Consider the following 11,782-nt stretch of genomic DNA (forward strand, 5'->3'; position numbering starts at 1 on the left):
CCCTTCACTTTCTAAATCATCAGATTAGAGAAAATTTGAATGGTTGGTGATTTTTTTACAACTTGTTTTCTATTGAATGGAGAATTCTAGAAAAGGATTCGAATCTACAAACTTTATGGATTGTCGGAGGAAAAAGGAACAAACCATAAAGTTGTAACATTACCTGGTTACGGAGAAAATGGGGCATTCAATTCGATAGGGATTTTTTGTACCTAGGGAATTTAGATACAAGCCTTCATGCACCAGACGGTATTCTCCATTTGGAACAAACTCCTTCATTTCCCAAATTAAATCCATTTTGCCAAGACCAGAAGCAAAAAGACCTGGGTTATGAAATTGGAATTTGGTATCGTAATCAGCGTCGGATCGGTATTGTTTCCAACTGTTTCCTTCTTTTTTTTCTACATAAAGATAGGATTTTACATTTGGATAACCAACATTGGGATTTGCTGCATCCACTTGGCAATGGACGGAATTTCCAAATTGTATCTCTTTGCCATTCTCCTTTAACACTCGTTTTGGTTCTTTTGAGATGATTTTAGAATTTGGAATTGTTAATGGGTTAACTTTATCAGAAAGGTCAAGTGGCATTAGAACTGATTTTGTATTTTGGGAAAATTCTTTTCCCTTTAATAATTCTGTAGCCATAAACGAAAATTCTTGGCGAAGTGCATTCAAACTTTGTTGTCCATGTAAGGTATGCCCTCCTTCATAATTTTGAGTTGCATATTCTTCTGGAGTTGAGATATATCCAGAAAAATCATTGGTAAGTCCAGACAAAACAATTTCAGAAATTTTATCTTGTAATACATCTCTCACTTGTTTCTTCAAACGCCGACTTGACATCGTTGTCACTTCATGTGGTAAAACCAAAATGGAAAGATCACCAATGAGAACAAGTCCATAGGGAAGGATTTGAGGTAAACTTGGAATTGGTTTAGTTTCACCCATCGGAAATAATACAGCTTTCGGTTTTTGGCATTCTCGTAAGGAATCAGAGGGTGACTGTAACATAAATTTGGCGATCCAATCAATGTAAAATCTTCGATTACTTTCGGTCATACCTTCATGGAATAACCAATGGCCACCTCCTTCTTCAGTTGATCCTGCGGCAAATGCATATCCATAGGCAGAAGGACATGTATACTCTGTTTTCCCTGTTCCTGAAAATTCACTTCGAACAGGATAACGGCTCATATCAATGAATGTATGAGAAAAACTTAGTCCTAACTTAAGTGGTTTTCCTTGAGATAATAATATCTCTTGACTTGCCAAAAATTGACGTTTACCAATAATAAAACTGCTATCGTAAATGTCTTTTCCAGGACCTGTATTATTTAAATTCAAATTGGGTGAAACATCCCCTTCATTTGCTTGTGCAAATATCGCAACAAAAGAAACATTCCCTTTTTTAGATTCGTTTTCCTCTGCTAATAATGAAGCAATTCCTTTGTTATCAGAAGAAATCAATCGATTATCAAATGTTATATTGGTTGGATGAACTCCATACCAATTAACAAAGCCAATTGCATTTCCATCTACAAACACATTCAGTTGAAGCATCTCGCGATCAATATTATCTTCATACAATATTCTTTCCGCTTCAGGGTTTGCCAAATACGCAGACAAACTTCGATTAATACCTGCTTCACGAACGATGGTCTTTCCGATTTTTAATTCAGCTTGTTTTCTAGATTGGTATGCTTCTTTAATGGCTTCAAAAATGCCATCTCTTAAGACCGCATAAGAGAGGCCGTAAAACTGAGTAGAATAAAAAGATATTTCAGAATAGTGAAAATGACCAGCAGGTCCACTGTGTGTATGCGATGCATTGAGTAAAACATTTCCAAAGTGAAATTTCGGATCTACTTCCTTTTGGAGCCGAGCCACTACCTCTCTTTGGATTTCAAACGGGATACCTCCAACTTCGGCAGTAACATAAGCCAAAAATTTTTTTTCACTTGGCTCTTCTATCACTAAGGCTCTAGCGAATTGGCGAGTTTGGATTCCAAGTCCAGTTTGGTCTTCTCTTGCATAGCCCCAGAACATAACACCCACAGGTGGACCAGTGATGTCTTTTTTCGCCATACCAGCGAGATAAGATTTTGGAGTTTCTGCGAGAAGCGAAACGGAAAAGAAAAAAAGAACAGAAAATAGGAAACGTTGCTTCATCCTACTGGTTTTCCTGTAACGCAGAAAACTTGTCAATCCCGAACAAGTGTCGACTAATTTTTCGCATTTTGGAACGAATCCTGCAGGCTGACCCACAAAAAACCAACAAAAACAATCCTGAAGAAAGTAAGGACGAAAATGGAAAGGGTTTTGATTCTGGAAAAAGGAACGATAAGGTAATTCTATGTTTTCACTTTTGCAAACGAAATTAGGTCGATTTCGCATTTTAGCGTTTTTTGAGGGAATTTCTTTTTTAACAATTCTCTTTGTCACGATGCCCTTAAAGTATTTATACAAAAATCCAGAACCAAATAAAATAGTCGGATTGGTACATGGATTATTATTCCTCTTGTACTTGGTGGAACTCTTCCAAGTGAAAGTAGAATACCAATGGAAACTCAAAAAAACCTTTTATGCTGCTTTGGCTTCGGTGATCCCATTCGGAACCTTCTTGGCAGAAAAGTATTTATACTTACAACCCGACGATGAAGAGTTGGGAAACCTGAAATAAACTATGAAATCAAAATTTCTTTTCTGTCTCATTTTCACCAAATTACTGTTAGCAAGTAGTATCATAGCACAAACGAAAACTAATAAAAAAACCACACCGATCAAACCTGTAGTCGAAACACCTGTCGAAATTGAGAGGACTGTAAAAGAAACTCCAGACCAATACCAGGTCAGACTGATTATGGAAAATGATGCATTCGGTGGATTTTCTGATCGTTATTATACAAATGGGTCAAGATTAGAATTTCATATGTCAGCTGGAGAATCCAATCCAACGAGAAAAGTATTTAGTTATTGGAATGATTTTTTTGTGACTCCGACAGAAACCACAAAATACCTACAAGGATTTGCAGTAGCACAAGAATTTTATACACCTACAAACATAACAAAAGCGGACGTTTCGTACGGTGATCGACCTTATTCAAGCCGAGGGTATTTTAGTAACTCTTTAACAACTGCATCAGAAGATACAAGTGTCACAACAGAACTTGAACTTGGTATGATTGGACCATCCGTTGGTGGTAAATCTGCTCAAATGAATTTTCATAATTTGATCAACTCTCCAACACCACAAGGTTGGGACACACAAATCCCTGATTCATATTCAGTCGCTTTACGCACTGACATTCGAAAATATTACCATCGTTTTTTTGGAACACAATACAATCTCAACCTAGGGAATATCAATACAGATGTATCATTTGGATTGATATTTCGGTTTGGAAATGTGGATAAAACACCTGGACCTGGCAGTTCTGCTTTGCAACCTGGCCCACCAATCTTATATAATGAAGGAAACGGATATTGGTATTTTTATATCAATCCCGGAGGAACCTTACAAGCATACAATGCAACGATCCAAGGCCAAATGGGAACTGATAAGGCATATAAATCGCAAAACAGAAGTTCAGCGTTTAGCAATTGGGATAGTTTTTTAAATAATCCGACTCCAGATGTAGGTGAAAGGGAATTACAATACCGAGCATTAACAGAAGACAATGGAAAAAACACTTTACAAAGATATCTTTTGTTTAACGAATTTTTAGTAAAGGGAACCAATAATCCTTATAATATAGGATTAAACTATTTAGTTTTTAATAATATTTTTAATGGTGCAGAAGATATTGAATTCACAACACGTTTGTTTTTATTAAAAAATTTATCCGACCAATGGGAGCAAATTCCAGACAACGCTAAAGCTTTGGCCATTTATTCGATTTTCCGTCCAGAAGGTGGAAAACTCCCTCCAATCGTTCGTTTTTATTCCTATGAAATTTTATCCCAATTCATTTTGGATCCCAAACAGAGAGAGACCTTATTGCAGCTCTTACGAGAAGAAATTGAATATCGCGAAGACAAAACGTACATAGCAGATCTAAAACGAGCTGTAGGATTTGTCCGAGCTGGATTTGTTTCCGTTTCCAACTCTGGTTTTATGTTCGGATTACATTATAATTTCCAAACAATCGATTTTCAATCGGCAAAGGGTTTACCACAACAACACCAATGGCTTGGGTTTCAATTAGGTAAGGTATTTTAACAAATTCCCCAAACTGAATGGGTTTCAAACTTTTGAACTAAATTCAAAAATTAGGCTCGCCAACCAAAGTTGATTCGCAGAAAACTGTGCGATCATGCAGAATCATAGTTTGAGCAAACGTCTTTGGTTTGTATTAATTTTATTTGGTCTTGTCGGTCAAATAGCTTGGTCAGTCGAAAATATTTACTTCAATTTATTCATTTATAATACCATCTCAAAAAGCACTTCGTCCGTCACTCTTATGGTGCAACTTAGCGGTATTGTGGCAACAGTTACAACCTTGTTTGCGGGCATTTTGTCCGATAAACTAGGGAATCGTAAGTATTTTGTCTCCGTCGGTTATCTCTGCTGGGGATTGCTAACATTATCCTTTGCATTTGTAACAAAAGAAAATACACAAATCTGGTTTGGATTAACGGAAGAATTAGAAATTATCCAACTAACAATTGCAATTGTGATTACATTAGATTGTATTATGACGGCATTTGGTTCAACAGCAAATGATGCTGCATTTAACGCCTATGTTACTGACAATACAGGTAATGCTAGAAGTTTAGCAGAGGGAGTATTGTCGGCAATGCCCCTGATAGCTATGTTAATTGTAGCTGGTGGCTTTGGAATCATTGTCACAACTTTGGGATATCCAGGTTTGTTTGTCGGTGTTGGAACACTCATGTCCCTTTCTGGAATCATTGGTCTTTGGTTGATTAATGACAACCCTAATCTCAAAAAATCAAACTCGGATTTTATTTCGGATTTACTGTATGGATTTCGTGTTTCGGTCATCAAAAAAAACAGACAACTATATTTATATTTTTTAGCTATGGGAATATACGGAATCGCTAGCCAAATTTATATGCCTTATCTCATTATTTTTATGCAAGAATATTTACACTTTGATGCCATCCAATACTCAGTTGTTTTCGCATGTGTAATTTTAGGAGCAAGTGTAATCGCAATCTTTTTAGGCAATCGATTTGATGGAAAAAACAAAGATCGTTTATTAATGTTATTCTCTATTATTTATATTGTAGGAATGTTATCACTATACATTACAGCAAAAACTACTGCTGGGATCAACATAAACTTGGTTATGGTACTTGTTGGAATTACAAGTTTAATCTTAATGACTGGATTTGTACAAATACTGGCACTACTCGGTGCACAAATCAGAGACTACACTCCGGCAGAAAATATTGGTAAATTACAAGGAATTCGCATGATTTTTTTTGTATTAATCCCTATGTTCATTGGACCCATGATAGGACAAAAGATCAACGAAACAACTAACTTAACTTATGTTGATCCAATTAATGGTTCTCTTGCTCATGTTCCGTCTCCAGAGATTTTTCTAACAAGTGGAATCTTTTGTGTATTTATTTTTTATCCTTTAATACTACTAAAAAGGAAATAAGCCATTGAAATTAGATATTCCCTTTCCAGAATACCCAAGACCACAATTAAAAAGAGACAGTTATATAAATTTAAATGGTGAATGGTTTTTAGGCCATGCCAAACAAGGAGAACCTATCGAATACCAACATAAAATTTTGGTTCCTTATTCTCCTGAAACTAAGGCAAGTGGCTTAGGAAATTTTATCCTCCAACCAAACGAAGTTTTGTTTTACAAAAGGGAATTTGAAATCACTTCAGATTTTATCAAAGACATCACTTTTTTGCATTTTGGTGCAGTGGATTACTCTTGCATTTGTTATGTGAACGGAAAAGAAGTTGGATTTCACCAAGGTGGTTTTTTACCATTTACATTCAATATTACCAAAGAAATCAAAATTGGTAAAAACGAAATACGACTCACTGTAACGGACCCAACCGATACAGGAACTCAGAGTCGTGGAAAACAAAAACTAAAACGAGGTGGAATTTGGTATACACCTCAATCTGGAATTTGGCAAACAGTGTGGTTGGAAAGTGTAACAAATGATTATGTAAAAAAAATTAAAATCACACCTAACATAGACACCAAATCAGTAGAAATCGAAGTAGACACGGAATCTCATTCGATACTCGTTCAAATTTTAAGTAACTCCGAAGTCATTGCAGAAAGCACTAAAAGGATATCGGTTATGAACATACCCGATATGGAACTTTGGTCTCCCGAAAATCCAAAATTATACGATGTAATAGTCCAAACTAAATCAGATAAAATTGAATCTTATTTTGGAATGAGAAAATTTTCCATTGGATATGATGGTCAATACAAACGATTGTATTTGAATAACAAGCCTTATTTTCATAATGGACTATTAGACCAAGGTTACTGGTCGGAAAGTTTATTAACTCCACCCGACGACGAATCAATGATCAAAGAAATTTCTTTGATAAAAGAAATGGGTTTTAATACTTTAAGAAAACATATCAAAATAGAACCGTTACGCTGGTACTACCATTGTGATCGAATAGGCTTATTAGTATGGCAAGATTTTGTTTGTGGAGGGGGCCCATTCGAAACTTGGAAAGTCGCCTATTTGCCGTTCATCGGATGGAAAACAGATGATACCAAATATAAATTTCTCAATCGCACCGATGAAAATGGTAAAAGGGAATTTATAAAGGAAATCGAAGAAACGATTTCATTATTATACAATTCAGTATCGCTAAGCATTTGGGTTTTATTCAACGAAGGATGGGGACAATTTGATAGTGTTTCCCTCACAAAGAAAGTAAAGGGTTTGGATAACACAAGAATCGTTGATAGTGTTAGTGGGTGGTATGACCAAGGAAAAAATAGTAGTGAACTAAAAAGTTTACACCTCTATTTCCAAAAACTGAAAGTTCCAAAAAAAGAACCAAGAGTCATTGTATTATCCGAATTTGGTGGTTATTCTCTAAAAACAGAAGGTCACGTTTATGATGAAAAAAAAATTTTTGGATATAAAGTTCTACCTACAAAGGAAACTTTACAATGGGAGTACAAAAAACTGATCGAAACAGAACTTTTACCATTAATCAAACAAGGACTTAGTGCTTCCATTTATACCCAAGTCAGTGATGTTGAAGAAGAAATCAACGGGCTTGTTACATATGATCGTAAAGTAATTAAATTTGACATTCCCTTTCTAAAAGAATTGAATGCAAAATTAAAGTATCATTGAAAATTTGCCTATGCCATTCGGTAATATCATTTTGATTTTCTTGGGACTTGGTTTTATTGGGTTTTTCTTTTATTATATCCTTAACGTAATCGAAACCCCTGTCCTGAGATTCCATGAATCTGAATTTTCAACTCAAATCATTTCTAAAACAAAAAGACTCACAAAAAAATATTATCCGACAATCTGGTGTTTTAACCAACACCTTATGTTACTTTTGCTGATGTTACGTGAATCAAAATCAAAATTATATCATTATGATAAAATAGAACATTTGGAAATGAAGGATGGAGGTACAACTGGACTTGCTTGGACAGGTCTATCGACAGCCAACCAAAAGGATGATTCACCCATTATCGTTCTTTTCCATACAATTAGTGGCGATGAACAAGATGTAAAAGATACTGTCTCTTATTTGAGGAAAACATATAATTGGATAGTAGTGGTTTGTATTCGAAGAGGTCATGGAAACCTTCCACTCACTAAACCTATTATCAATACAATGGGATCCACTTCTGACTTAAAAGAACAATTAACATATATAAAGCACAAGTTTCCCAATAAACCTTTGTTTGGTGTCGGAATTTCAGCAGGTTCAGGACTACTTGCTCGTTACTTAGGTGAGTCTGGATTCAAAAGTATGTTTGATGCGGCCGTCGCCGTCTCTCCTGCCTATGATATTGAAAAAGCATTTCACCGAGTACATCCTGTTTATAGCAAAATTATGGGACAAAGGATGATCAATTATTTTCTAAAACGGCACTATGAGAGTTTTTCAAGAGTGAAAGGGAGCGAAGAGCTATTTCATGTAAAAACTTTAGGAGAGTTTCAAGACAAACTTCATACCATCTCAGGGTATAAAGACAAATCTTCGTATTATCAAAATTCAAATCCCATTTTGGTAGCAGATAAAATCAAAACACCCCTACTCATACTAAATGCAGCAGATGACCCTATCTGTGTGAATCAAAATGTATTAGAAAATTTACATTGGTTAGAAACCTTAAAGAATACCATCCATGTACATACGAAAAGAGGAAGCCACATAGCTTTTTTTGAGGGATTATTTGCATCCTCTTGGTCTGACCGATTGATCGGCGAATACTTTCAATCGATCTTAAAATTTAATGAACTGAATCAAAAACTATCAAAAAGTTTTTAGGTGAATTCTGTTAACCAAACTCTAATCCCTTTCCAATACAAAAAAGAAAGGTTGTTTCATTCCCTTAAAGTCCATACATCCTAATAATGTATTTTGATTTACTTTTTTAAATACATCATGGATGGGTAAGTTGTCATAAATCATTGCTGCTGTGACTTGGCCCCTAAACTCAATTTGTCGAACCCGCGCTTTTGATTTATTTGTTTGAAATAAAAATCGAACCAAAAGAAACAAATACTTAAGTGGCCATAAATGAGTCGAAGGAATGATGGTAGCGAGCCTTACAGGCATTAACGAAGGATTCACTTTAAACAAACATTTTCTTAATGATTGAAAAACCAATGGATGCACATTTTCAGAATCCACAAATTCCTTTCCATACCAATTGAATGTTTCTAACGCTCCATCCATAGTGTGTCCTGTATGAAAGCCAGATCCATGCCACTTACCGATCATTTCCTGGATGGAAACTACTTCTAAAGCATCAAACAATGCAAAAGAATCTTCCGTGGAATTGTTCATTTTAGAACGCATTTCATTAAATTTGGACTCGAGGGATTTATTTTTCATAAAAAATTACTTTGACCTGTTTTCACAAATGTCTGGATTTATGAAATATTTTTCCAAAACAATTTTACATTTTAAATGAATCATTCGAGAACAGTTGCCATTTGTTTTCGTTCTTCTTTGATCCGTTCAATGGCTAGTTTCACTTTATTTTCATACTCAATTGGACTAGACAAAGTAATTACTTCATTTTTAAAATCAGTGAGTCCGAGTGATTTGGATGTCATTGTTGCAATATATACTTGAAACACTTCACCACTTTCTTTCAAAAACCACATGGAAGCTGTTCTTGAAGATTTAGCAAAATCTCCTAAAAACAAGGTCATCTGATTGAATTCGGCAGTGGATGCAATTCGGTCTACTTCATCAACCAATTCCTCCACTTCTCTTTGTTTTTCCCATCGAAACTGCTTTTTCCTATGTTCATTGGTGGACAATGCCAATAAATGCTCAGAAATGGCGAGTAATGTATCTAAATAAACAATCGTTTGGTGGATTAAAAACTTTTGTTTTTGGAATGTAGTTTGTATTGGTTGAATTAGGTGTAATCTTTCCAATGCTGTGGCAGTAATTGAGATAAACTTTAACCGTGAATCAATCGAGTGGTAGGTTTCTTTTTCTAACTTTGTTTGTAAAAGACCACCTCTTCGAATACTTGTTAATACATTCAATTTTACTTTTTTTGAATCTTTCGATCTTTTACCTGCAAAATATTTTCTAATGAGAGAACGTGCCTTAAGAATGTGTTTTCCAAATAATGATTCCCTTTTTGAACCAAAAATAAGATTTGGATCATATTTGATTTTCATAATGTATCCTGTGTAAATAATTTCTTTCGTTCTTCCTTTAAATAGAGGATTCCTTCCTCCAAGTTTTTAAAGGTTTCCATGGCCGACATTCCAGTGGACACAGAAATGATCCCTCCATATGAGTTTTCCAATTTTAGAATTCTAAACAAGTTTTTGTCGCCCCCCGTACTTTTACCCAGGTCTTTCAACATCAAAACAAGTGATGAAACAACCATCTGTTGTGATTGCCGATCCAAATAATGGTATATCCCACTTTGCATATGAAACGCTCGGTTTTGAATCGTTTTGATTGCTGATTCAAAACCATAAGAACGAATTAGATTTTGGTAAACAATAGGATTTGATGTGACCAGCTTATACTTTTTTTGTACAAAGGCCATATAATAGAATCGGACTGCATATTGGTGCCACCTAGCACGGATTCTATCGATTTGATATTGTAAATTTTTTGTATGTTGGAAAAACTCAATCGAAATAAAAGAGAATTCAGATTGATTAGAATTTTTTATTTGTTTCAGATCTAAGTCAAAAATTTGCTCCAGATTCATTTTATTTGAGATTATTTTCTCTGATTTGATTCCACCAAACCAAGGCAAACGGAGAATCATTTCCGATTGGTCCCACCATTTTCCTTTGGATCTTAGATCTGAAATGATTGGGATCTTAAAATTATTCATTTTTTTCCCAAATCCGATCATCGAAGTTTTAATTGATTTAGAATCTGTTTTGAAATCCTCTATTTGATAACCATACAATCCGATTTGGATGCATAGATTTTGCCAAATGCCAATGAGTACGCTCGTGAGTTCACATACAATCTCAATTTTTACAGAATAAGAATACAATTCGTTGTAGGATGAGATTTTGTTTTTTTGTTTCAAAGGGAAACGTAATTCGAGTTCTTTTGCAAATGAGTCCAAAAATAAATTTAATTCAATTTCTCCCGTAGACAACTTTGAAAGGATAGAGGAAATGATTTCGGAAGTTCGTTCGATGGGATAGTATGGGATTTCAAACTGCAAATCGTTTAGGTTCGATTTTTCCTTAGTTTTTTTTGCTTCTAAATTCTGCCGAATTCCGGAAACCAAAAGAGCAGTGAGAGAAATCCGACTTAAAAATTCACTTCTTTGCATTTTGTTTCCATAGTTTGATAAATTTGAATTTCAAATCAACTCACAGCGACCAATTCATTTTCATGAATCGATACAAAAGGCAATCATATTTTTTAAATTAAGGAATGAATCGTCTTGTCATTTATCAAATTAAAAACTTTTACTTGTAGGCTCAAAAGAATCATGATATCCTTTTTTTTATGAATGTTCCAGATTCAGAAATCAAAACATTGTTAGAGTCTTATAAAACAATTACTGTATATGGCTTAAGTAATGACAAAACGAAACCTAGTCACTATGTTCCAGTTTTCATGCGTGATAAAGGTTGGCGTATCATTGGAACCTATCCCAAGGAACATGACGTAGGTGGATTTTCAATATTCAAAAACCTAGTCGAAATTCCAAAAGAAGATCGCAAATTTATCGATGTCTTTCGTAGTTCTGACAAAATTCCAGAAGTAGTTGACGAAATACTAAAGTTAGGTGGCACGGAAGTCTTGTGGTTACAGTTGGGCATTTCTCATCCAGAAGCAGAAAAAAAGGCCGAGCAGGCGGGAATCAAAGTAGTTTCCAACCGTTGCCTGATCATCGAATACAACCAATATTTTTAAACTTTTTTGGTTCGCTTAATAAAGCAAAACTCCAAGAAAACTTTCAGAAAACTCGCAATCTGAATTGATGCGAACTCTTTCAATCTCGCCCCGCCTTCCTATGATCTAGGAATCCTTTACCATCTAGAGATTCCCCAAACGTAAGGACTCCCAATCGGCCCTTCTTTGTCTGGTTGCCGGTTTCCTGAG

At 35.1% G+C, this 11,782-nt stretch carries 10 protein-coding genes; 6 read left to right on the forward strand and 4 right to left on the reverse strand.

What is annotated here, in order from left to right:
- Window positions 1-159: 159 nt before the first annotated feature.
- A complete protein-coding gene (locus LEP1GSC202_RS10510) occupies window positions 160-2,172 on the reverse strand; it encodes a neutral/alkaline non-lysosomal ceramidase N-terminal domain-containing protein (RefSeq protein ID WP_015677721.1) in 2,013 nt (670 codons plus the stop codon).
- Window positions 2,173-2,356: 184 nt separating this feature from the next.
- Here LEP1GSC202_RS10510 and LEP1GSC202_RS10520 point away from each other — a divergent pair, with 184 nt between their 5' ends.
- From LEP1GSC202_RS10520 to LEP1GSC202_RS10540, 5 genes are all read left to right on the forward strand, one after another.
- Window positions 2,357-2,683, forward strand: coding sequence for a DUF3817 domain-containing protein (locus tag LEP1GSC202_RS10520; RefSeq protein WP_015677658.1), 327 nt, complete (start codon window positions 2,357-2,359; stop codon window positions 2,681-2,683).
- Window positions 2,684-2,686: 3 nt separating this feature from the next.
- Entirely contained in the window at window positions 2,687-4,222 is a 1,536-nt protein-coding gene (locus tag LEP1GSC202_RS10525) for a lipid A deacylase LpxR family protein (protein ID WP_015677749.1), read from the forward strand.
- A gap of 109 nt (window positions 4,223-4,331) precedes the next feature.
- Entirely contained in the window at window positions 4,332-5,636 is a 1,305-nt protein-coding gene (locus tag LEP1GSC202_RS10530; protein WP_244147708.1) for an MFS transporter, read from the forward strand.
- A gap of 4 nt (window positions 5,637-5,640) precedes the next feature.
- On the forward strand, window positions 5,641-7,335 hold the full coding sequence (locus LEP1GSC202_RS10535; RefSeq protein ID WP_015677765.1) for a glycoside hydrolase family 2 protein: 1,695 nt from the start codon (window positions 5,641-5,643) through the stop codon (window positions 7,333-7,335).
- Between the two features lie 10 nt (window positions 7,336-7,345).
- Complete coding sequence (locus tag LEP1GSC202_RS10540; RefSeq protein ID WP_015677692.1) at window positions 7,346-8,494, forward strand: alpha/beta fold hydrolase; 1,149 nt, start codon at window positions 7,346-7,348, stop codon at window positions 8,492-8,494.
- Window positions 8,495-8,515: 21 nt separating this feature from the next.
- Here the strand turns inward: LEP1GSC202_RS10540 and LEP1GSC202_RS10545 are convergent, their stop codons facing one another.
- The 3 genes from LEP1GSC202_RS10545 to LEP1GSC202_RS10555 form a co-directional block, all read right to left on the reverse strand.
- The gene (locus tag LEP1GSC202_RS10545; RefSeq protein ID WP_039928803.1) at window positions 8,516-9,064 is read right to left on the reverse strand and encodes a DUF4334 domain-containing protein; all 549 of its coding nucleotides are present in this window, start codon (window positions 9,062-9,064) and stop codon (window positions 8,516-8,518) included.
- A gap of 80 nt (window positions 9,065-9,144) precedes the next feature.
- Entirely contained in the window at window positions 9,145-9,870 is a 726-nt protein-coding gene (locus LEP1GSC202_RS10550; protein WP_015677769.1) for a flagellin family protein, read from the reverse strand.
- Entirely contained in the window at window positions 9,867-11,003 is a 1,137-nt protein-coding gene (locus LEP1GSC202_RS10555; protein ID WP_015677804.1) for a hypothetical protein, read from the reverse strand. The genes LEP1GSC202_RS10550 and LEP1GSC202_RS10555 overlap by 4 nt, the downstream gene beginning before the upstream one ends.
- Window positions 11,004-11,182: 179 nt before the next feature.
- Here LEP1GSC202_RS10555 and LEP1GSC202_RS10560 point away from each other — a divergent pair, with 179 nt between their 5' ends.
- A complete protein-coding gene (locus LEP1GSC202_RS10560; protein ID WP_015677689.1) occupies window positions 11,183-11,593 on the forward strand; it encodes a CoA-binding protein in 411 nt (136 codons plus the stop codon).
- The last annotated feature ends 189 nt before the right edge of the window (window positions 11,594-11,782 follow it).

Origin of the sequence: Leptospira yanagawae serovar Saopaulo str. Sao Paulo = ATCC 700523 (genome assembly GCF_000332475.2) — a bacterium.
Classification (GTDB): Bacteria; Spirochaetota; Leptospiria; order Leptospirales; family Leptospiraceae; genus Leptospira_A; species Leptospira_A yanagawae.